23 protein-coding genes are annotated in these 23,166 nt (G+C 30.5%); 18 read left to right on the top strand and 5 right to left on the bottom strand.

The window, feature by feature from the left end:
- Positions 1-371: 371 nt before the first annotated feature.
- Positions 372-878: a ferritin gene (locus KQI88_RS11905; RefSeq protein WP_216417593.1), complete on the bottom strand. Its 507-nt coding sequence runs from the start codon at positions 876-878 to the stop codon at positions 372-374.
- A gap of 307 nt (positions 879-1,185) precedes the next feature.
- Between KQI88_RS11905 and KQI88_RS11900 the strand changes: the two genes are divergently transcribed.
- The 4 genes from KQI88_RS11900 (at position 1,186) to KQI88_RS11885 (ending at position 5,857) form a co-directional block, all read left to right on the top strand.
- Positions 1,186-2,067, top strand: coding sequence for a Cof-type HAD-IIB family hydrolase (locus KQI88_RS11900; protein WP_216417591.1), 882 nt, complete (start codon positions 1,186-1,188; stop codon positions 2,065-2,067).
- 63 nt (positions 2,068-2,130) lie between these two features.
- Entirely contained in the window at positions 2,131-3,045 is a 915-nt protein-coding gene (locus tag KQI88_RS11895; RefSeq protein WP_216417589.1) for a hypothetical protein, read from the top strand.
- A gap of 66 nt (positions 3,046-3,111) precedes the next feature.
- Positions 3,112-4,503, top strand: a complete 1,392-nt coding sequence (locus KQI88_RS11890; protein ID WP_216417587.1) for a TldD/PmbA family protein — start codon at positions 3,112-3,114, stop codon at positions 4,501-4,503.
- Position 4,504: 1 nt separating this feature from the next.
- On the top strand, positions 4,505-5,857 hold the full coding sequence (locus tag KQI88_RS11885; RefSeq protein WP_216417585.1) for a TldD/PmbA family protein: 1,353 nt from the start codon (positions 4,505-4,507) through the stop codon (positions 5,855-5,857).
- A 156-nt stretch (positions 5,858-6,013) separates the two neighbouring features.
- Here the strand turns inward: KQI88_RS11885 and KQI88_RS11880 are convergent, their stop codons facing one another.
- The gene (locus KQI88_RS11880) at positions 6,014-6,574 is read right to left on the bottom strand and encodes a hemerythrin domain-containing protein (RefSeq protein WP_216417584.1); all 561 of its coding nucleotides are present in this window, start codon (positions 6,572-6,574) and stop codon (positions 6,014-6,016) included.
- A 168-nt stretch (positions 6,575-6,742) separates the two neighbouring features.
- Between KQI88_RS11880 and KQI88_RS11875 the strand changes: the two genes are divergently transcribed.
- The gene (locus KQI88_RS11875) at positions 6,743-7,507 is read left to right on the top strand and encodes a DUF1385 domain-containing protein (protein ID WP_216417582.1); all 765 of its coding nucleotides are present in this window, start codon (positions 6,743-6,745) and stop codon (positions 7,505-7,507) included.
- Between the two features lie 132 nt (positions 7,508-7,639).
- On the opposite strand, the gene KQI88_RS11870 is transcribed toward KQI88_RS11875, so the two are convergent.
- Both KQI88_RS11870 and KQI88_RS11865 read right to left on the bottom strand, forming a co-directional pair.
- Positions 7,640-7,924, bottom strand: coding sequence for a DUF1657 domain-containing protein (locus KQI88_RS11870; RefSeq protein WP_216417580.1), 285 nt, complete (start codon positions 7,922-7,924; stop codon positions 7,640-7,642).
- Positions 7,925-8,113: 189 nt separating this feature from the next.
- On the bottom strand, positions 8,114-8,764 hold the full coding sequence (locus KQI88_RS11865; RefSeq protein ID WP_216417578.1) for a hypothetical protein: 651 nt from the start codon (positions 8,762-8,764) through the stop codon (positions 8,114-8,116).
- A gap of 170 nt (positions 8,765-8,934) precedes the next feature.
- Between KQI88_RS11865 and KQI88_RS11860 the strand changes: the two genes are divergently transcribed.
- The 12 genes from KQI88_RS11860 to KQI88_RS11805 all read left to right on the top strand — a co-directional run bounded on the left by KQI88_RS11860 (position 8,935) and on the right by KQI88_RS11805 (position 19,611).
- Positions 8,935-9,153 (top strand): hypothetical protein, encoded by a 219-nt coding sequence (locus KQI88_RS11860; protein ID WP_216417575.1) that lies wholly within the window; start codon positions 8,935-8,937, stop codon positions 9,151-9,153.
- Between the two features lie 114 nt (positions 9,154-9,267).
- The gene (locus KQI88_RS11855) at positions 9,268-10,431 is read left to right on the top strand and encodes an MFS transporter (RefSeq protein ID WP_216417573.1); all 1,164 of its coding nucleotides are present in this window, start codon (positions 9,268-9,270) and stop codon (positions 10,429-10,431) included.
- A 50-nt stretch (positions 10,432-10,481) separates the two neighbouring features.
- The gene (locus KQI88_RS11850) at positions 10,482-11,201 is read left to right on the top strand and encodes a Crp/Fnr family transcriptional regulator (RefSeq protein WP_216417571.1); all 720 of its coding nucleotides are present in this window, start codon (positions 10,482-10,484) and stop codon (positions 11,199-11,201) included.
- A 171-nt stretch (positions 11,202-11,372) separates the two neighbouring features.
- Positions 11,373-11,588 (top strand): alpha/beta-type small acid-soluble spore protein, encoded by a 216-nt coding sequence (locus tag KQI88_RS11845; RefSeq protein WP_216417569.1) that lies wholly within the window; start codon positions 11,373-11,375, stop codon positions 11,586-11,588.
- Between the two features lie 330 nt (positions 11,589-11,918).
- The gene (rodA, locus tag KQI88_RS11840; RefSeq protein ID WP_216417567.1) at positions 11,919-13,025 is read left to right on the top strand and encodes a rod shape-determining protein RodA; all 1,107 of its coding nucleotides are present in this window, start codon (positions 11,919-11,921) and stop codon (positions 13,023-13,025) included.
- Between the two features lie 184 nt (positions 13,026-13,209).
- The gene (gene mgtE, locus KQI88_RS11835; RefSeq protein ID WP_216417564.1) at positions 13,210-14,544 is read left to right on the top strand and encodes a magnesium transporter; all 1,335 of its coding nucleotides are present in this window, start codon (positions 13,210-13,212) and stop codon (positions 14,542-14,544) included.
- A gap of 114 nt (positions 14,545-14,658) precedes the next feature.
- Positions 14,659-15,345, top strand: a complete 687-nt coding sequence (sleB, locus tag KQI88_RS11830; protein ID WP_216417562.1) for a spore cortex-lytic enzyme — start codon at positions 14,659-14,661, stop codon at positions 15,343-15,345.
- A 64-nt stretch (positions 15,346-15,409) separates the two neighbouring features.
- The gene (gene ypeB / locus KQI88_RS11825; protein WP_216417561.1) at positions 15,410-16,759 is read left to right on the top strand and encodes a germination protein YpeB; all 1,350 of its coding nucleotides are present in this window, start codon (positions 15,410-15,412) and stop codon (positions 16,757-16,759) included.
- Between the two features lie 128 nt (positions 16,760-16,887).
- Positions 16,888-17,250, top strand: a complete 363-nt coding sequence (locus tag KQI88_RS11820; RefSeq protein ID WP_216417559.1) for a zinc ribbon domain-containing protein — start codon at positions 16,888-16,890, stop codon at positions 17,248-17,250.
- An 85-nt stretch (positions 17,251-17,335) separates the two neighbouring features.
- Positions 17,336-18,085, top strand: coding sequence for an ATP-binding protein (locus KQI88_RS11815; RefSeq protein WP_216417557.1), 750 nt, complete (start codon positions 17,336-17,338; stop codon positions 18,083-18,085).
- Between the two features lie 285 nt (positions 18,086-18,370).
- Positions 18,371-19,201: a glutamate racemase gene (gene murI, locus KQI88_RS11810; RefSeq protein WP_216417555.1), complete on the top strand. Its 831-nt coding sequence runs from the start codon at positions 18,371-18,373 to the stop codon at positions 19,199-19,201.
- Positions 19,202-19,215: 14 nt separating this feature from the next.
- The gene (locus KQI88_RS11805) at positions 19,216-19,611 is read left to right on the top strand and encodes a DUF6762 family protein (RefSeq protein WP_216417553.1); all 396 of its coding nucleotides are present in this window, start codon (positions 19,216-19,218) and stop codon (positions 19,609-19,611) included.
- Positions 19,612-19,684: 73 nt separating this feature from the next.
- Here KQI88_RS11805 and KQI88_RS11800 read toward each other — a convergent pair whose 3' ends face one another.
- Positions 19,685-21,022, bottom strand: a complete 1,338-nt coding sequence (locus KQI88_RS11800; RefSeq protein WP_216417551.1) for a M20 family metallopeptidase — start codon at positions 21,020-21,022, stop codon at positions 19,685-19,687.
- Positions 21,023-21,219: 197 nt separating this feature from the next.
- Between KQI88_RS11800 and KQI88_RS11795 the strand changes: the two genes are divergently transcribed.
- On the top strand, positions 21,220-23,139 hold the full coding sequence (locus tag KQI88_RS11795) for an ABC-F family ATP-binding cassette domain-containing protein (protein ID WP_216417549.1): 1,920 nt from the start codon (positions 21,220-21,222) through the stop codon (positions 23,137-23,139).
- Positions 23,140-23,166: the final 27 nt, after the last annotated feature.

Raw genomic sequence — 23,166 nt, 5'->3', positions numbered from 1 at the left:
TTACTTAAGTTAGAAGGTAACACATGCATTTTAACCACCAGCTTTCTAAATTTAGCATCCTAATTAACATTGTATACAATATATCAATCTTTTTCAACTACCTAAGTTATAATAAAGTATATGGTTGTTAAAAATTCCAAAAACAAACAAATACTTTCTAAATAAAAAAATTCGTCTGATGCTGTCGCATCGACTCATGGCGCACTCAATTTTAAAGCTTAAGCTTTAAAATTTCAAGTGCTTAAAATATTATTAACCTTATACTTGTTTAAAAACCTCTCAATAACTAAAAAATTATACTTTCCTAAGCAATAAAAAACATCCCTAGGGATGTTTTTCAAAAGTCTACATAATAGCATCAGACAAATTTTTTATTCTGCTGGAGGAACGAAAGTTCTTTGAGCTAGTTCGTTATCTAGCATATAAATTCCTTCGGGACTATTTGTTACTCTTTTTATCTTAGCAATAAGTGCAGAGAACATAGCCTCTTCTTCTACTTGCTCATCAATAAACCAATTTAGGAAGTTAACTGATGCATAGTGTTTTTCTTCTAATGCTAAACTCATAAGATTGTTGATTTGTGCTGTAACTTTTTGTTCATGCTTTAATGCTGCAGTAAAAACATCTTCTAATGAATCATAGGAATTGTTTGGATTGTCGTAACCAGACATAACTATTCTTTCTCCTATTTCATCGATGAAGTTAAAAAATTTCATAGCATGGAATCTTTCTTCTTCAGCTTGAACTATGAAGAAGTTAGCAAAACCTTCTAAATCCTCAGCCTTGCAATATGCTGCCATAGCTAAATAAATATTAGCAGCTTCAAATTCATACTTTAGTTGTTGATTAAAAGTATCTAATAATTTTTCTGAAATCATAATATAATCCTCCCCATATAAGTTTATTTTATTATGTATTTTGTTATTATTATATCATAGGTTATCAAAATATCCTATGAATATACCTGTATTTTAATGATTTCTATATAATATTTACACAAAAAAACTAAAAATAAACACAAATCAGATATTTTTACTAAATTTATGTTTATTCAAATCAAGCATAGTATTATTACTTAAAGGACTATTTAATTAATATGGTAGTTATTTAAAATATGATATTATTTGGTATTTTAACACAAAAAAGCTATAATGTATATATAGAAGATTACAGGAGGATATGAAAATGTATAAACCATACAGGATTTTTGCAACCGATATGGATGGAACATTGCTAAATTATAGGAAGGAAATATCGGAAGTAAATTTAAAGGCTATGAGAGACTTGCATAAGGAAGGCATTGAAGTTGTTGTATGCACTGGAAGATCCTTTGCTACAGTTAAGCAGTACTTAGAACAACTAGATTTTCCATGTTGGCTTATTAGTAATAATGGATCCGTTATTAGAAATAAAAGTAGAGAAATAGTTTCAACTACTTATATGAAACAAACGGTTTTACAAAAGGTGATTAGAATATTGGAAAAAGAAGATGTATATTTCCATGCCAGTGATGAGGAATATTATTACATTAAAAGTATATATGAGCGAATAAAAATGGTCCGTAACTATGTATCGAGGGTAGAAAAATCTAAAATTAAGGCGTTTTGGCGTCCTATTTATGAAGTTTTATTTTCTAATACACATAAAAAAGTTAACTTTAACTCTTTTATTCATAATGGTGGAAAAATAACGAGTATATTTGTAGTAAGTAGAAACAGTGAAAAAATTAATAGTATAAAGGCAAAACTAGCTAATATAGAAGGTATTGATGTGTCTAGTTCTGGTAAAGACAACATAGAAATCTTAGATAAAGGAGCTACAAAGGCCCATGGTCTTGCAAAATTATTATCAAAGTTAAATATTTCTTCAGATGAAATAGTGACGGTTGGAGATAACTTTAATGATCTTACTATGATAAAATATGCAGGTTTGGGTGTAGCCATGGGAAATAGTGAAGCAGAAATAAAAGAACATGCAGATTGGGTTACAAAAACTAATGAAGAAGATGGAGTGGCTCATTTAATATATGAAAAGGTGATTAAACTCAAAGAAGTTGCTATGGAATAAATGTATATTTGTTTCAAAATTTGAAACAAGTTTACTTAGTAATTAGAGAGGGGATAAAAAACAATGAATGAAAAGATAAGAGATTTAGAGAATATGCCACTAAATATTAAATTAATATATAGCAAAATATTAAGCCTTATGACTTTGACGGATGATAATTATGATCAATTAAAAATATCCAAGCTTTATACAATCATAAATAAAATTCAATTACCGTCCATGGAGCGGATACAGTTAATGAAATTTATCATGGAAAAAGAAATAAATTTTATTGAAATATCCAAAGAAATATATTTAGATACGCATTTAAATGATCAAGAAAAAAATATTTTCCGTTTTTCTTTAATGAAGGATCTAATTATTATTATGAAGGCTAACTATATTGAAACAGAGGAGGAAAAAAGACTTTTAAAAGATATTCAAGATTATTTTGATATTTCTAAGGAACAACTTTCTTTCTTTGAAGAAGAATATGAACTAGACCGTTGTTTTTTTGATGATACTATAAGTGATAATAAATTTAAAGAAATAACTAAAAAGACCATATCGACTGCTACCGCATTAGGTATTCCACTAACCGTTATATACTATAGCGGGACATTTAAGGGACTAGGACTTTTGGGGACAATTTCAGGGCTAAGGGATTTAGGTATGAAAAGGAGAACGGGTAAATATTCATTAATAATAGGGATAGGTACATCTATTGCATTAGGAGTTATAACATATAAAACCTTAGAATATATATTAAATGTTAGAAAAGATGAAAAAACTAAGCTAGTCCACTTGATGAAGAAAAACATGGAAGCTTTACACGAGGCAACAAAGGATAGTTTATACAAGGATATTAAGTATTTTACATACCGTATGATTGAGACTAAAGACAAAACTGGACAGTATGCGGAGGATACATTAAAAATAATAAATATTTTGAAAAGAACTGTAGCCACTTTAGAAAATACGGAGGCTGTAATTATTTAAATTTTTAAACTATTTAAGAGGATTTTTAGAAATAATGTTTAATAAGTACTGAAAAGGAGGGAGTATATGTTAGATAAAAAGCTTATCGAAGACATAATTATGGCTGCATTATCAACAGGGGGAGATTTTGCGGAGGTATTTATAGAAGACAAATACAATACAGGTATCACTATGATAGGTGGTAAGGTGGATAGTAGTATTTCTGGTAGGGATTTTGGTATTGGAATCAGAATTTTTAAAGGATTAAATAGTGTATATGCTTATACAAATCAGCATACTAGAGAAGCTTTAATAGATACAGCCATTAAAGCTAGTGGAGCAATCCAAGGCTTTAAACAAGATATTGTGTTAGATTTTACAAAATATAATTATGAAAACATTAACCCAATAAAATACTTACCAAATACAATTAGTAAAAGTAAAAAGGTTAATGTAATGAGGGAAGCCAATGAAGCTGCCAATAGTTATAGTGATCGTATTTCTCAGGTTACTATAAGATCCATCGATGAGGACCAAAGAATATTAGTTGCTAACTCTGAAGGGAAATTTGCAGAAGATCAAAGAGTAAGAACAAGAATTGTAATTCAATCTATAGCTTCTAAAAATAATGAGATGCAAACAGGTTCATATGGTCCAGGTGCACACATGGGATTTGAATTCTATGATAAAATAGATGTTAAAGAGTATGCAAGAGAAGCATCTAGAATTGCAATTACTATGTTAGATGCAGAGCCTTGCCCAAGTGGTAAATTTCCAGTAATAATAGATAATGAATTTGGTGGAGTTATTTTCCATGAAGCTTGTGGTCATGGGTTAGAAGCAACTTCTGTGGCCAAAAAGAATTCTGTATTCGCAGATAAAATTGGAGAAAAGGTGGCATCTAGCATTGTTACTGCTATAGATGACGGAACAATTCCAAATGCTTGGGGATCTTCTAATATTGATGATGAAGGAGAACCGACTAAAAAGAATGTGCTAATAGAGAATGGTATTTTAAAAGGGTATATGATAGATAAATTAAATGCCAGAAGAATGGAAATGGATGTAACGGGATCAGGACGTAGACAATCCTATAAATTTGCTCCTACATCTAGAATGACAAATACATATATAGCAGCTGGTAAATCCACTCCAGAAGAGATTATTGCCAATACAGAGTTTGGTATCTATGCAAAATATATGGGTGGAGGATCAGTTAATCCTACTACTGGAGATTTTAACTTTGCTGTTATGGAGGGGTATTTAGTTAGAAATGGTAAAATAGACAAACCATTAAGAGGAGCTACTTTAATAGGAAATGGTCCTAATATACTTCATAAAATTGATATGGTGGGTAACAATCTGGATTATGGTCAAGGTATGTGTGGATCTGTTAGTGGATCAATACCTACAGATGTTGGGCAACCTACAATTAGAGTAAGTGAGATTACTGTCGGCGGCAGAAAGGGGGAGAAATAGTATGGATATAGATAGACTAAAGGAACTAATCTTTGAACATGGAAAAAATGAAGGCTTTACTGATATGGAAGTATATTATCAAAGTAACAGTGAATTTAGTTGTACAGTTTTCAAAGGAGAAGTAGATGATTATTCAACATCACAAGAAGGAGGTATATCCTTTAGAGGACTTTATAATGGACATATGGGATATGCCTACACGGAAAAAATTGATGAGAGTGCTACGGAAATTTTAATAGAAATAGCTAAGGAAAATGCTGAAATTATTGAAAGTGATGATAATGAGGTCATATTTAAAGGATCAAAACTTTACAATAAAATTGATTTGTATTCAGAAGAGCTAGCAAAGATACCTACAGAACGTAAGCTTGATTTTATAAAGGAAGTAGAAAAGAAAGCCTATGCATTAGATAAAAGAGTTGTAAATGTAAACTATTGTACATATAAAGATTATGAAGATGAGAAGATGCTGTATAATACTAATAAACTAAATAAAAAGGAAAAATCAAATATTGCTGTTGCATACTTTTCGGCTGTTGTTCAGGAAAAAGAAGAAATTCAAAGTGCTTTGGCATTTAAGGTAGGCCAAAATTTTAGAGATTTTGATGCCGAGTCTCTAGCAAAAAAAGCAGTAGATAGGGCTATTTCTTACTTAGGAGCAAAGCCTGTTGAGAGTAAAAGCTATACTATATTATTAGAAAATATTGCAGCTGCAGATTTATTAGAAACTTTCGTAGGCATTTTTTCAGCAGAAAACGTTCAAAAGGGCCGTTCTTTATTGAAAAATAAGCTTGGGGAAGCAATCGGAAGTTTGCCACTCACCATTATAGATGATCCATTTATGATTGATGGAGCAGCAAATCGCTCTTTTGATAGTGAAGGTGTTGCAAGTGAGAAGGTGTCAGTAATTGAAGAGGGAATATTACATAGTCTACTTCACAATTTGAAGACTGCTGAAAAAGAAGGAGTTCAATCTACTGGACATGGCTATAAAGCCTCATATAAAGGCACAATTACAATAGCACCTTCGAATTTTTATATACAACCAGGACTCAATACATACGAAGATTTAATGAATTCAATTGATGAAGGCTTAATTATTACAGAATTAGAGGGACTACACTCTGGTGCAAATCCTGTTTCAGGAGATTTCTCATTAGCAGCTAAAGGATATTACATTAAAAGTGGAAAGATAGAAAGACCAGTTAATCAAATTACAATTGCTAGTAATTTTTATGAAGTATTGCAAAATATTGAAGCTGTTGGTGATGACCTTGCATTTACATTGCCAGGTGCTGGCTACATAGGCTCACCTACATTAAAAATAAAAAATATATCTGTAGCAGGAGAGTAAAAAAACAAAAGCTAATGTTGAGACATACATTAGCTTTTTTGTTATTAACCAATTAAGAAAGTGGAGGTTAGTGATATTTAGAACACTTAAAGTTTTTAAGAAGATTTTAAAATCTAAGTGTAATATGAGTCGATAGGATATTATCGGACAAATTTTTTATAATGAGTCTACATAAGCTTCTAGTTCTTCTAGTAAAGCTACATACTTCCTTTCAGTATCGTCGCTATTTAAACGTTCTTTAGCTTTCTCAAACTCCACATTTAATTGTTCGTGGATCTCTGCCTTTAATTGACTTTCGGCAAAGTTAAATATTGCATTATCTTCTTTGTCTATATGACGGTATAGTAAATCTGTGTAGGCTGTAGCATTTGCAATAATATCAACCTTTGCATTATCATTTCCTTTTTCAGATTCAATTAAAGCATTTTCTAGATTTTTTACAAACAACCTCCCTAAATCATGTTCTGCAAGCATACCAAAGATAGGGCCTTGCTTGATGGCTGGTCCAAGTTCAGAAGACATTTTTTCAAATAAAATTTCCTCTTCTTTTCCATGATGGAATTTATCTGCATAGTTTCTAATAAAATCGATAGCATCATAGTAGCCTTTGTAATATACTTCTTTTGTATTAAAAGTATGTATACATAGACCCTTCACAACCTTTAACATTCTTAAAATATTTTGATGTTCATCTCTTAAGGTTTGTACTGCTTTCATATGAATCCTCCCTTATATAGTTTAATTATATATAGTATACCCACTATCAACATGTAAAGATGTGATATTAATCAAAGATATACATAATATGTTCTCTTTTTTAAAATGATAAATTAGGCTATACTATAGAGTATATATTTAAATATTAGAAAAGTAGGATGTGTAAATATGAAAATAGGTGGATATTCTCACTTTAATGGAATCACTTTTTTTTGTGATGTATTTAAAATTAAGGGAAGTAGGAAGAATAATGATATTATTTATGATATAGAGTGGATAGTGCCTCCAAAGTGGTTAAGAAAATTAGAAAATAAATTTATTCTGGGAGGGATTCTAGTAGCGTATTATCAATGGAAGGTATTAGATAAAAAAATAAAAAGCTTATTTTTGTTTTTAATAGGATTTTATCTAATGGACGAAATCATGGATTTAACTTTTATAGATAAGTATTTAGACTACTATGGTAGTAAATTTAGTATTTATTTTATTATAACTGCTTTAATTATAGTAGCATTAAATTATAAAAGAATATTGATGATATTTAGATATCACGGTGCAGAGCATAAGGCAATTAATTGTTTTGTAGAACATGGTTATGTAGATCTATACTTAATAAAGAAAGCTTCTAGATTTAACAAAAGGTGTGGTTCTAATATAGCTAGTATATTTCTATTATTATATATACCCATATGGGTTTTAAATGTAGATTCATTAACAGCCATAGTTATTATTTTTTTAATTGCTCTTCAAATAACAAAAATTTTAGCACTTAAAAATTTTTGGTGGGATAAATATATTCAAATTCTTCAGTGGATTACTGTACTGGAACCTAAAGAAGAGGAAATTGAGGTTGCTATAGGTACTTTTAATCAATTACACAGAGGATACTATATATATCAGTCTGAAGCAAGGAAAGATATAAAAAAAGTATGATTCAGGTGGAGTAAAAACTTCACCTGAATCATAGTTGTACTTTGAGCACTTAAAATTTAGTGTGACAGAAGTCGATGCAGTAGCATCAGACGGCTATTTTATTTCATTTTTTTATCTTTGATTTTTATTGTTTTATTCCATACTGTTGTTATCATTATTAGTTAAACTAGAATTGTTTTGATTATTTTGAGGTTGCTTTTGCATTCCCATAGATTGTTGTAAATATTGAGGTTCTTCGCTTGTTACAAAATCCACACGAGACTGTAACAATTGAACTGTATTTTCTAAGCTTGTTGATAATTGATTAAACATTTGTTGAGCTTGTTGATCTTCTGTATCTAATGAAAATGTTTTAAGATCTGATTGAAGACTCTTAGCAGAAGCTAAAGCTTGTTCTAATTTATTCATTGTAGACATTACTAAACCGCCTCCTAATATTATATTATCAAATATTTAAATTAAAATTAAAATATTTGCGGATTTTCATCCTTTATTAGTATGGGAATATATTTAAAATTTATTACATTGTAAAAAAAACCATAAAAACAGACTGAGATTTAGACAGTCTGTTTTTATGGTTTTTATAAAAAATTCAATAGGTTAATACTATTTTTTGAAAATTTTATTAACAAATCCTTCGGATGTTAGTTCGTTTTTATAAGTAAATTCACTATTAGCTTTTTCAATAAAACCTTTAATCCAAGAAAAACGTAGCTTATACATTATATCTGAATCTGCTCCTGCTGTGTCCCAATAAGGTTTATGAAGACAACGGAAAGAATTCCATTCTAATAGCTCTGGTTCTGAAGTCATAACACTATTTACATTATCACAGGGCATTCCTTCAAGTAAATAGTTATTTAATGCTTTATATAATGATGGAGCATTTGATACATCAGTTTCTTGAGAAGCTATAGCACCAACTTCGCTTCCTTGATCTGCATAATTATTTTCTAAAGTCGTAATTACTTCTTCTCCAAAAATATCTATAAAAGCTTTTAGAGTTGCTGCATGTCTTGTTTCAGCTATAGAAATTCTATGCTGAAGCCATCCATGGATATTATCTGTATCAATTAAATTTTCTAAAGGCAGCTTTGGAATAAATTCACCATATTTTATCTTCATTTCTTCTGTTATTCCTAATGCTTTATCTGCATATTGAGCAACAATATCTTTATTAATATTTTCCTCAAGATTTTCAAATAGTATAATTTTATTAAATAGCCAATGATGTATAGGTCCTAAAAAAGCACTCATGTATAATCCTCCTTAAAATTTACTCTATAACTATAATAATTTACTTATTATAAACTTTATATGACAGAAATCACAAAATTAAATAAATAATGTTATCACATTTTATTAAATTCTACATAGTATGAAATAGGTATGAAAATATAAATATAAATAGACGGAGGGATGTAAATATGGCTGAAGCTAATAAAAATGACTTTTTAAGTTCATTATTCGGGGGATTTGGTGGAAAAAATAATAATATATTTCTAATACTTATTGTAATTTTCATTTTATTTAGTGGAGGAAGTTGCGGTATAGGTGGAATCTTTGGCGGATTTGATAATAGTCTACTACTTATTTTCTTAGTAATAATACTAATCTTTGGCGGAGGAAACTTTTTTAAATTTTAATCCAGTTGAAAGATGTCAGACAATGTCTGGCATTTTTTATTTAAATATCTTTTTATTTTACCAAAAATCAAATACAATATAGTATAGATCACATAAATTACAGGGGGATAAAAGATGAAAAAATACCAAACTAATATATTAATTGGGATTACATTTTTTTCTATGATTTTGTTAGGAATTTTAGAAAGTATTAGAGGTGTATTAATACCGTCTATACAAAACTTTTACCATATAGATTATAAAGAGATAGGTATTTTTTTATTTGTAGCTAGTTTAGGATATGTTATAGCGAATTTTTTTGGTGGGAATACTGCAGATTCATTAGGACAAAAGAGGCTATTATTGCTAGGAGTTTTGCTTATAACATTGGGGACATTGGGAATGGTTGTTTCAAGAAGTTATATTTTTTTTATAGTTTCTGTAGCTATACTAAATTATGGTTTTGGAAGTATAAGTATAGGTGCAAATACACTTACACCTGTTGTATTTAAAAACAATCAGGGTATGATGATGAATTTATTACATTTCTTTTATGGATTAGGGGCTACAATTGGACCACGTTATGCAGGTGTAGCTTTAGACTATAAATGGTCTTGGCAAGAAATTTACAGTGCAACTTTAATAATAATAGTAATCTATACAATATTTGTATTAACTAGTACTTTTCCAAGGATAGAAGGAGTACGTTCTGAAGCAAGGGTTCCTTTAATGGAAGTATTACGTAATAAAAAAGTTTTATTATTTTCATTTGTACTTGGGTTTTACGTAGCTGCCGAGTTGGGTGTTGCAAACTGGCTAACAACCTATCTTCAGAGTAGCAAAAATATTGGTTCATTGAAAAGTGCAACCTATCTTTCTTTGTTTTTTGGAGTTTTTACTTTTGGAAGGCTTATAGGTGGTTTTATAGTAGAAAAATTAGGGTATTTTAGAAGTATAATTGGATTTTTAATAATAGCTTTACTACTATTTATTATAGGTACTACAGCCTCAAAACAATTAGTTATCCTTATTTCATTATCTGGATTTTTTTTCTCAATCATTTATCCTACTACATTTGCTTTATTATTAAAGGAGTTTGATAAGGGAACAAGTACAGTTATTGGAGTAGTTATAACTATTAGTTCTGCAACAAATATGATAGGGAATGCAGTAATTGGCCAGATTAATGATATGTTTGGAGTAAACGCAGGATTTAGACTAGTTGCCTTATTTTTACTTATAACTGTTGCATTGATTTTGATATTAAAAAAAGATACTACTTTTGAAAATCAAATTTAAAGGTGTTGTATTATAAAATAGATATTTTAAATAGATTGGGTGATAATATTATGGACAAGGTTAAATCATGTAGTGTACACTGTATGAATTGTCAGCATAAAATGTGTGCCAAAAAAGTTCCGATTTTTTCTAATTTAGAAAGTAAACAATTAGAAATGATTACAGGTGTTATCATTAGAAAAAAGTATAGAAAGGGAGAAGTTATTTTTTTACAAGGTAGTCTTTTAGATGGGCTATATATTATTAATAATGGTAAAATAAAAATTTTTAAATATACTAAAGAAGGTAAGGAACAGATACTGTACATTCTTTCTGATGGTGATTTTTTTGGTGAACTAAGTTTATTAAAGGCTGAGGAAGTGAGCTTTAATGCGGAGGCAATTGAGGATGTTAATATTTGTATGATACAGAAAAAAGACTTTGATAAAATTTTAGCATTAAATCCTGAAATTTCGGTTAAGATATTAAACGTAATTGGTGGTAGACTTTCCAAGCTAGAAACTTTAGTTCAGAGCTTAGGTACAAAGGATGTTGAAGCTAGAATCGCACAAATGTTATTAGATTTAGCTGAAGAGTTTGGAGTGCAGAAAAAAAATTCTATTGAAATGGAAATTCCACTAACTAGAGAAGATATGGCAAACTTTATAGGCGTAACTAGAGAAACTATTAGCCGAAAACTGAGCTTACTACAGAATGAGGGAATAATTGATTTAATAGGTAACAGAAAAATTATTATTTTTAATATAGAAGACTTAAAAGAATTTATATAATTACAAATTTGGCAAATTGAATAATATTAGATCTGTTGTTAAAATATAACCTAAATTTTACTTTTGTTAGCAAAATTTACAATGTGTAAAAGTAGAAAGACTACAGATAATATGATTGTAGCACTTAGCTACTAATATTTCAAAGGTAAATTAGAGAGGAGACATAACATTATGACAACTAACAACAGAAGTTCTAACAAAATAGTAGTTCCTGAAGCTAGACAAGCTTTAAACTCAATGAAAACAGAAATTGCTAGCGAACTAGGATTAAGCAACTATGAGAATACTGATAAAGGTAACCTAACATCTAGACAAAACGGATATGTTGGCGGTTACATGACTAAAAGATTAGTTGAGACTGCTCAAAGACAATTAAGCGGAAAATAATATCTATTAATAACAAAAAACAAAGCGAAGCTAAACATGCTTCGCTTTGTTTTTTTATGGTTTAAGAAAGTATAATTCTTCTAACAGAGAGGGTTTGTAATGTAACAAGAAATTGATAATATGTGGAGTACTTAAAAATTTATCATAAATTTTAACTGTAATATGAAGCGTTGCAGAGCAACAGTGTAATTTTAGGGTTGAAAGATAATGATATTTCAAGTAAACTATTTATGTAAGAAGAAGTAAAAAAACTCTCTAATTACTAGAGAGTTTTTTGTGGTGGATGAAATGAATTATGTTACATATTCTCTGTAAAAAGGAGGGAATTACTTGAAAATTGATACTAGATTATTTAAGAAAATAGATTTTGGATTAATAGTAGTTGTACTATTAATATGTATTATAGGAGTTATTGCAGTTGGTAGTGCTACCTATAGCTTAGGAAGTGAGCGTTATATAAGAACTCAAATTATTTCAATATTGCTTGGCATAGGAGCCATTGTTGCTATTATGTTTATAGATTATAATACATTTGGGCGAATGTATATACCAATATATATTATATGTAATGCTATGCTTTTAGCTGTATTTATATTTGGAGAAGGAAGTGAGTCTTGGGGGGCTGATCGTTGGATTAGAATTGGTAGCTTTGGTTTCCAACCTGCAGACTTTGCAAAATTGGGAATTATAATATGCTTAGCAAAGGTTTTAGATGATAAAAAGGATATGCTTCATAAACCTATGGTTCTTCTAAAGGTACTATTGTTTGCTGGGTTCCCAATGGTATTAATTCTTGCACAGCCAGATTTAGGCACAACTTTAATTTTTGCTGCCTTTGTATTTGGAATGCTTTTTATTGCTGGTTTAAAATATAAGTATATTGTTATTGCCATGGTAGCTGGTATTGTGACAGCTCCTTTAGCTTGGTTTGGTGTGTTACATCCATATCAACGAAGTCGTATTTTAATATTTCTAAATCCGGAGCAGGACCCAATGGGTGAAGGATACCACACGTTACAATCAAGGGTTGCTGTAGGTGCAGGGATGTTTTGGGGTAAGGGATTATTTAATGGTACATCTAATCAATTTGGATTTTTGCCAGAAAAGCATACAGACTTTATATTTTCAGTTATAGCTGAAGAATTAGGCTTTTTAGGAGTGACTGTTCTGATTGTTCTTTATGCAATTATGCTATACAAGTTTGTAAAGATTGCACGAGAGGCAAAAGATGATTTTGGATCCTATCTAGTTACGGGTGTTACCTTTATGATAGCGTTTCATATTTTTCTAAATATTGCTATGACTATAGGACTTGCTCCAGTTACTGGAAAACCATTACCATTTGTTAGCTATGGTGGAACATTTATGTTAACTAATATGATAGCACTTGGTATTGTGTTAAATGTTAATATGAGAAGAGATAAAATAAACTTCTAATGTATATAAAGCTATATATTAGAAAATATTTTATAGGTTATACTCTTAGAAAGGTGGTGGTAGAAATGGATTCTAGTCCCGAGGGTTGTCGGTACAATCTATTAGGATATTTAAAATTGAATAAGAAAGATGAAGTTTCTATCATAAAGGATAAAGCCCCATCTTTCTAGAGAGAGGTGTAAGGATGAATGAAAAAATATTAGAACTTATTCACGAGAAGAAATTTGGGTTATTAAAAGAGGCATTAACAGAAATTATGCCTGTGGATATAGCAGAAATATTCGACGAGTTAGATAAGAAAAATACTATTATACTTTTTAGACTATTACAAAAGGACAAAGCAGCAGATGTATTTTCCTATTTAACTTCTCAACAAAGAAGAGATATTGTATCGGCAATACATGAAACACAGTTAAATGAAATATTAGAGGAATTATATTTTGATGATAAAATAGACTTCCTTGAAGAAATGCCGGCTAATGCAGTTAAAAAAATTCTAGCATCTTCTACAGAAGAAGAAAGAAAGTTAATTAATCAATTTTTAAACTACCCGGATAATTCTGCAGGAAGTATTATGACTATTGAATATGTTGATCTAAAAAAAGAGATGACTGTAAAAGAAGCACTTGCAGACATAAAAAAGACTGGTGTAGATAAAGAAACAATATACACCTGTTATGTATTAAACAAAAAAAGGAAACTTGAGGGTATTGTTTCTCTAAGAAAATTAGTACTATTGGATGAAAATCTACTTATTGAAGAAATTATGAATGAAGATTTCATTGTAACTCATACTATGGATGATCAAGAAGAAGTTGCAAATTTATTTAAAAAATACGATTTAATTACCTTACCAGTAGTAGATAAAGAAGATAGATTGGTTGGTATAATTACAATAGATGATATTATGGATGTAATTGACCAAGAAGCTACGGAAGACTTTCAAAGAATGGCCGCTATGGAGCCAACGGATGAGGAATATCTACATGCAGGAGTATTCACATTAGCAAGACAAAGGATTGTTTGGCTATTGGTATTGATGCTTTCAGCAACATTAACTGGTGGAGTTATTAAAAGGTTTGAATCTATACTTGAAACTGCGGTATTATTAATGGTTTATGTACCTATGTTAATGGATTCTGCAGGAAATGCAGGGTCTCAATCTTCAACATTAATTATTAGAGGATTAGCGCTAGGCGAAATAAAGCTAGAAGATTACCTAAAAGTATTTTGGAAAGAACTGCGAGTAAGTTTAATTGTTGGGGCTTCCTTATCAATTGTAAATTTTGTCAGAGTTATAGCTATAGAAAAAGTGCAAATAAATATTGCCCTAACAGTTTCAATTACTTTATTAATTACTATAGTAATGGCAAAGGTTATTGGTGGAATATTACCAATTGCAGCTAAAAAACTTAAGTTAGATCCAGCAATTATGGCTGGACCACTTATTACCACTATTGTAGATGCATTAGCATTAATTGTATATTTTAATATTGCACATTTATTGTTGGGACTTTAAAAAGCGATCTTTGGATCGCTTTTTTTTATGCTCTAACATAAGACAATTTTTTGGATAATTTTATATGCTTCAGTTAAAAATAATAATACTATTAATGAAATAGGAGGAAAGCTTATGAAAAAATCCATTGCCATATTTTTAATGGTTATATTAAGTATATCGTTTATTAGTATTTTATACTTAGATATAAGTAATGCTCAAACCCTTGCTTGGGGGTCGAGTGGAGAAGATGTTAGACTAGCACAGTCAAAACTAAAACAATGGGGATATTTAAAAGGTAGTATAGATGGTGTTTATGGACAATCTACTTATAATGCCGTTATAAAGTTTCAAAAAGCAAATGGACTAACTGCTGATGGTGTTATAGGTCCTCAAACTAGAAATGCATTAGGTATGTCTTCAAAAACCACTAAGACCACAACCCCTACTAGTCGCGGTGTGTCAAGAAGTGACGATATACATTTGTTAGCAAGGGCTATTCATGCAGAGTCAAAGGGAGAACCATATTTGGGCCAAGTAGCTGTTGGTGCTGTAATATTAAATCGAGTAAGGCATCCATCCTTTCCAAATACAATGGCAGGGGTGATTTATCAGCCCTGTGCATTTGAGCCAGTAAAAAATGGTACTATAAATGAAACACCAAGTGATTCAGCATACAATGCGGCGAGAGATGCACTAAATGGATGGGATCCTACAGGAGGAGCTATATATTTCTGGAATCCAGGAACAGCCACAAGCAAATGGATTTGGAGCCGAAAGATTACACTAACAATAGGTAGACATGTATATGCCCATGATTAAGAAGATTCACGGGTTATTATTTATTAAAATAAAAAGTTCTGATTAAATTATTAGGAGGGATAGAATGAGAAGATATGCACTTCCTATTGTGTTAGTAATAGCTTTAGTGGCTGTGTTAGGTTGGGGAGTATATCAGTATAATGAAAAAAATGATTATCATACATATTTAGATATACATTTTCAAAGACAATTTTATGAGTTAATAGGTCATGTAGAAAATGCTCAAGTAAATTTATCTAAAGCATTAGTATCAGCATCACACAAAGATATAGCAAAGTTTTTAAATGATACTGTACAGCAGTCATATATGGCTCAAGAAAAATTAACACAGCTACCTTTTCACCATGGAGCTATTCGTGATACTGAGAAGTTTTTAAGTCAATTAGGAGACTACGCTACTGCTATGGCGAATAAAAATCTAGATGGTATTACTCTAAATGATGAAGAATTAAATACAATGGTACAGCTTCATGATTATGCTAATTATTTATCGCAGCAACTAGTAGAACTCCAACAAAAAGTTGTAGCAGGTGGAGTAAACTTTGGAGATTTAAGAAGGGAAGGCAATAGAGATTTAAATCGTGTTGAAGATCAAATGAAGGACTTTAACTTAATTAATTTTGAGGAACGGATGCAGGAATATCCTGAGCTTATATATGATGGTCCTTTTTCTGAGCACCTGAAGGATGTAAAACCAAGGTTAACAGGTAATGAAATAAGCGAAGAAGAAGCCGTTAATATAATATCAAATGCTTTTGAAAAACATAGACAGGATAACATTAGAGTAACAGGCAAGGTGCAAAATCAGCCAATAGACGGTTATTATGTAAGTATAGCCAATAAAAATACACCTAATGGGTATGAGGCTACTGCAGCCGTTAGTAAAATTGGTGGTAAAATAATATGGTATATGGATCCAGTATTAAAGGGCCAAAGCAATATTGGTCGTGAGGAAGCTATACAAAAAGCAGAGCAGTTTTTAAATAAAATTGGATATGATAATATGAAAGCAACATATTCAATGGCATATGAAGGTCAAATAATTATTAATTTTGCTTACGAACAAGATAGAGTATTAGTATATAGTGATTTAGTTAAAGTTAAAGTTTCCCTAGATAATGGAGATATTATTGGACTTGAGGCTCAAGGATATTTAACAAATCACCATGAAAGAGATATTGAAAAGCCAGAACTATCGGAAGATACAGCTAGAGAAAGATTATCTAGTGCTGTTACAGAGGAAAGCGTAAGACTAGCGATAATTCCTATAGCTGGAGGAAAAGAAGTATTAACCTATGAGTTTAAAGTAAAGTTTGGTGAAGATTATTACTTAGTCTATATTGATGCTAATACAGGAGATCAAAGGAAAATGCTACTTATGGTAAATCAAAAGGATGGAACCCTTGTAATTTAATAATTATATGATAATAAAACAGAAGGTACGCTAAAAACTTATTAGGTACCTTCTGTTTTATTATTGGTACAGTTTTTAAAGTATTGAATAAAAATGTAATATATAGTATAAATAGGGGAGGAAAAACTATGAGCCTTTTAGAAAAGCTTTCAAATACATTATCTGAAACAGCAAAGTCATTAGGCAAAAAATCCTCAGAGTTTGTTGAAATTAGTAAGTTAAGTCTAAATGCACAAAAAAAACAGGATAAAATACAAGATAAATATGAACAAATAGGTAAATATGTATATAGTAAATTAAAAAGAGTTAGTTATATTACAAGGGAAGAGCTGGAACCTTGGATTAATGAAATTAATGCATTAGAAGGAGATATAGACAGACTAGAGAAGATGGCTCTAAATATTAGAAATATAAAACACTGTACCTATTGCAATATAGAACTTGATGATGATGCAAATTACTGCCCTTTATGTGGTAAATACCTTAATTAGTAATGTATTTTGTGCTAATTATCACATACATTTATTATTGTTATTATTATAATTAACTTATGATTAAATAGAAGGAGTGAACAATATGGCATCACGTATGATTATTGAAATTAATGAGGAAAAATGTGTTGGATGTGGCCTATGCACATCTAATTGTGCCGAAGGGGCAATAAAAGTAATTGATGGTAAAGCGAAGCTAATTAGTGATAGCTATTGTGATGGACTAGGTAAATGTTTACCACATTGTCCAATGGATGCTTTAAAATTAGTAGAAAGAGAAGCAAAGGCATTTGCACATGACAAGATTGAATCTCAGAGCCAAGACGAACATAATAAACAAAATATTAGTTTGCCAAGCCAAGGTTCAATGGGGGGAGGGTGCCCTGGTAGTAGAATGCTGAAATTTGATGAGCCAGTATTAGAGAAAAATAGAGGAAAGATTGATAGTGGAGATATTGAGATAAGTATAAAGCCACAGCTAAGACAATGGCCAGTTCAATTAAAATTAGTTTCTCCTAATGCACCATATTTTGAAGATGCGGATTTACTTGTTACCGCAGACTGTGTTCCATTTGCTTACCCAAACTATCATTTAGATTTATTAAAGGGAAAGGCTGTTGTTGTTGGCTGTCCTAAACTAGACGATATTCAATACTATACTGAGAAACTAACAGAGATTATTGCTAGCAATTCAATAAAATCAGTTACAGTTGCATTTATGGAAGTTCCTTGTTGTCAAGGTATAGTAAAAGCTATAGATATTGCATTAAGTAATGCTAATAAGAATATTCCGGTGAATAAAGTGAAAATTGGTATGCAAGGTAAGATATTATAGAAAAAAGTGTAAAAATGGATGGTAAGTTTATTAAACCTATCATCCGTTTTATTTATTATTAAGAGTTTCTAAGAAAGTCAGAGAGTGGTTTAAAATACATACAGATTAGTTATATATTGAAGGTAAAGAAAAATATTATTAGCAGAGATTAAAAAATCAAGCTAATGTATATAATATTTTAATAAAAAGATGGTTAAAAATTATGGTGTTAGCCATCTTTTTTGCTATAATATAATGATGATACAATATTATTATAGTATATGATAAAAGGTTGGTGGTTGTATAATGAAAGAAGGGTTAGCGAATCTACCTATAGGGGTTTTCGATTCTGGAGTAGGTGGTATTAGTGTTTTAGCAGATTTGGTACATCAACTGCCAGATGAAGAATACATTTATTTTGGAGATTCTGGTAATGCTCCCTATGGTGTTAGAAGTAAAGATGAGATAAAAGAATTATCCTTTAATGTGGTAGACTACTTGTTAAACCTTAAAATAAAAGCTTTAGTAGTTGCGTGCAACACAGCTACTAGTGTAGCAATCGAAGAATTAAGAAGTAATTTAGATATTCCTGTTATTGGGATGGAACCTGCTTTAAAACCTGCTATTGAATTAAATAGGTATGGTAAAATAGTAGTAATGGCGACTCCCGTAACACTTAGAGAAAAAAAGTTTAATGATTTAATAGAAAAGTTTAAACATACTACGAATGTTGTTAAAATGCCTTGTCCAGGTTTAGTAGAAATAATTGAAAAAAAAGGTAAGTATGCTAGTGAAATAGAGGAGTATATTAAAAAAGTTTTTCTACCCTACAACTTAGATGAAATAGGGACAATAGTTTTAGGCTGTACCCACTATGTATTTATTAAAGATATAATTGCGGATATAGTTGGTGAAAATATATCTATAGTAGACGGTAATCTTGGTACGGCTAGGCATGTTAAGCATTTATTAGAGAACAATGGGACTCTAATGCCAATTAGTGAAGAAAATTGTAAAGAAACTAAGATTAAAGTAATAAATTCAAGTAATGATATTAAAATGGTTTCTCTTAGTAAAAAACTAATAGAGGAAAGATTAAAAGATCTAGAATGGTGTGGAACTATTAAATACATTTAAGGAGGAATCAGGCGATGGAATCTGTAAAATTATCGCTTTACGAAAAAAACAAAGAAACAGGAATATTAGAAAATTTATTGGGGAGTTACTTAATAGAAGAACATATGGAGCTTCTAGACAAAGCCTATGCAGTTAAAGATGAAACATTAAAAGTACATCTATATTTAACTGTAGATGGGGATATAGAGGACTCAGAATATGAGGCTATATATGATAATTACGATGGCGATGCATTTAATGATATAGAAGTATCAATAGAGGAATTAGAAGATAGCTATAATCCAACTTGGTTATTCATTTTTGATTTTATTAACTCTCCTGGTGAAATGGAGAATAAAATTACAGAAATTTTATCTATACATAATAGTGAATTAATAAAGATATTTGAAAAAATTCGAACTATAGAGTAAGATTAATATAAAAATGTGCACTGCCTATAATTTAAGAGCAGTGCATACTTTTATTTGTTATTTAACTTGTAGTCTAATTACCTAATCTTTCAATAGCCATAGCATACATAAGTACGCTTTTCATTAAATCATCTAAATCTACATACTCATTGACTTCATGGGCAACCTTACGTTTTCCAGGAAAAAGAGGCCCAAATGCAACACAATTATTTAAACTTCTTGCATATGTTGCTCCACCAGTTGATATAGGTGTACTATCTAAACCTGTAACCTCTTTAAAAATTTCACTTAATGTTTTAACTAAAGGATGATCTATAGGAACATGTATAGATGGCAAACTATCTATAATTTCAAGATCGAGTCCATAATTAGATGCTTTATTTTTAAGCAGAGTAATTACTTCTTTTTCATCTTTAGTTACAGGGTAACGAATGTCTATAAAAAGCTCTTGTTTTTTATGATCTATAGAAACATTTCCCATATTAATTGTTATTTTACCAGATACATCATCTTCAAAAATGCCAAAAATTCTTTCTCCATGACAATCTTCACCAATTTCCTTAGCCATAAAACTTACTAGAGAAGATGTAATATTTTCTTGGTGTAATAAAATAGCCATTCTTCCTATTGCATTAATACCTTGGAAAGCCTTAGCTGAATGTGTAGATTTCCCTATAGTTTTAAAAAAGCTATTAGAAGATTCGAACTTAAAATCTAATAAATTAGCTCTATCTGTTAATTGTTGAATATCAGGACCTTCATATGTACAATTAGCTGGCACACTATTGAAAGTTCCACCACCTTTTAGTGTAAATGTACTTTTCTCCATAGAGGATAGTTTAACCTGCAGAAGCCCTTTTTCTGCATTTATTAAAGGATAATCGGAATCTGGAGTAAAACCGCAGGAAGGTACTTCCTCCAATGTTAGATATTTTTTAATTCCCTCCCAACGAGTTTCTTCATTAGTTCCAAGGATTAAACGAATTCTTTTATTTAGTTTAACACCACTTTGCATAACTGCTTTCATAGCGTAAAGTGCGGCTAATAAAGGCCCCTTATCATCTACTGCACCTCTTCCATAGAGCCTGTTATTATGTATTTCTCCACGAAAGGGTGGATAAGTCCAACTATCAGGATTTCCAACAGGAACAATATCAAGATGTGCTAAAATACCTATTAAATCTTTACCATCTCCCATTTCTATGTATCCATAATACCCGTCCCCATAAAAAGTTTTAAATCCTAAGTCTTTGGCTAAGGACAATGTAAATTTAAGTGCATCATCTACTCCTTTTCCAAAAGGCATTCCATCCTTAGGTGTATCTTCTACACTATTGATACTTACGAGTGCTTGTATAGATTTAATTAAATCATCCTTTAAACTATAAATAATATTTTCAAATTTTTTCATGTATTTCTCCTTTTATAAAGTGTTATATATTTTTATACTATATATTATAAAGATATCTGCTATCTTTATACCTATTGTATAAAGCCTAGAGGTTTTCTGCCATAGTTATTATAAACATTGTACACAATAGTTGCAGTTAAAACAAACAAATAATACAATATAGATATAGAATATATAAATATAGTAAGGAGACCTATATGAACTTAATAACCGTGGAGAACATTAGTAAAAGCTATGTTGATAAAAAACTTTTTGAAAGTATTACATTTGGAATACATGAAGGGCAAAGAATAGGCCTTATAGGAGTAAATGGAACAGGTAAATCTACACTCCTAAAAGTAATAGCTGGAATAATAGAGCCAGATAGTGGTAAAAGAATGGTGGCTGGACAGACAGCTATTGAATATTTACCACAAAACCCAGATTTTGAAATAGGATCTACAGTGCTAGAGCAGGTTTTTAATAGTACAAATCCATTGCTTCAGCTAGTATACCAATATGAAAAAACTTTAAAGGAATTAAACGATAATCCAGAAGATAAAAATTTACAACAAAAACTTGCAGGACTAAGTCAACAGATGGATAGTAAAGGAGCATGGGATCTAGAATCAAATGCTAAGGGAATATTAATAAAGCTAGGCATTAATAACTTTACTATGGCCGTAGAAAATCTATCCGGTGGACAAAGAAAAAGAGTAGCACTAGCTAGAGCGTTAATTCAACCATCAGATCTTCTAATACTAGATGAGCCAACAAACCATATTGATAACGATACCGTGGAATGGCTAGAGGAATATTTATCTAAGTGGAAAGGTGCTCTGCTTTTAATAACTCATGATCGTTATTTTTTAAATCGTGTTGTTAACAATATTTTAGAGCTGGACGAAGGAAAACTTTATAGCTATGAAGGTAACTACGAGCAATTTTTAGAAAAAAAGGCAGAGAGAGAAGAGAACTACTTAGCTCTTCAAAGAAAACATACTTCTTTATTTAGGAAGGAATTAGCCTGGATAAAGCGTGGAGCTAAAGCAAGAACAACTAAGCAAAAAGCGAGAATAGATAGATTTGAAGAATTACAAAACCAGAGTTTTAAGACCTCTGAAGATAAAGTTGATATTACACTTGGAGCGAGTAGATTAGGCAAGAAGGTTTTAGAACTAAAACATATAAACAAGAGCTATGATAGGACAAGTATTGTTAAAGATTTTAACTATGTTTTTAAGCCAGGAGATCGAATTGGTATAATAGGTAAAAATGGATTTGGAAAATCTACTCTATTAAATATTATAGCGGGTAAAATATTGCCAGATAGTGGAGAAATAGATGTAGGACAAACTGTAAAAATGGCTTATTACGATCAGGAAAGTGAAGAGATGGACACTGGCATGAGGGTAATAGACTATATAAAAGAGGTTGGAGAATTTATACGAACTGAAGATGGAAGTAAAATTAGTGCTTCTCAGATGCTAGAGAGATTTTTATTTTCACCAAATGCCCAGTGGGCACCTATTGGAAAGTTATCTGGTGGAGAGAGAAGGCGTCTTTATTTATTAAGAAAATTAGTAGGAGAGCCTAATGTCTTATTACTAGATGAGCCGACCAATGATTTAGATATACAAACATTAACAATACTAGAAGACTATTTAGATCATTTTCCAGGAACCGTAATAATAGTTTCTCATGATAGATACTTTTTAGATAGAACTGTGGAGCAATTATTTGTATTTGAAGGAAATGGTCAAATAAGAGAGTATACAGGTAACTATTCTGATTATATGAAAAATAGGAAACTAAGCATAGAATTAGAAAATAAAGAAAAATTAAGTCATGAAAAAAGGGAACAGATAGAAATTAAGAATATAAATACAAAGCCTGTAAAATTGTCCTATAAAGATCAGAGAGAATACGATGAAATAGAAGGAATTATAGCAAATCTTGAGAATAGGCTGGAGAATGTTGCTAGCAGAATTGATGAAGCTTCTAATGATTTTGTATTGCTTCAGGAATATTTAGAGGAGCAGAAGACATTAGAACAGCAGTTAGAATTAAAGATGGAGAGATGGATGGAATTACTAGAACTAGTAGAACAAATTGAAAAAAACAAAGAAGAAAAATAGATTACAATGACTAGAACCACAATTTTA

This window comes from Alkaliphilus flagellatus, assembly GCF_018919215.1.
In the GTDB taxonomy this organism is placed as follows: domain Bacteria; phylum Bacillota; class Clostridia; order Peptostreptococcales; family Natronincolaceae; genus Alkaliphilus_B; species Alkaliphilus_B flagellatus.
The sequence above is the reverse complement of the archived record's forward strand: the minus strand, read 5'-3'. Positions and strand labels throughout refer to the sequence as shown.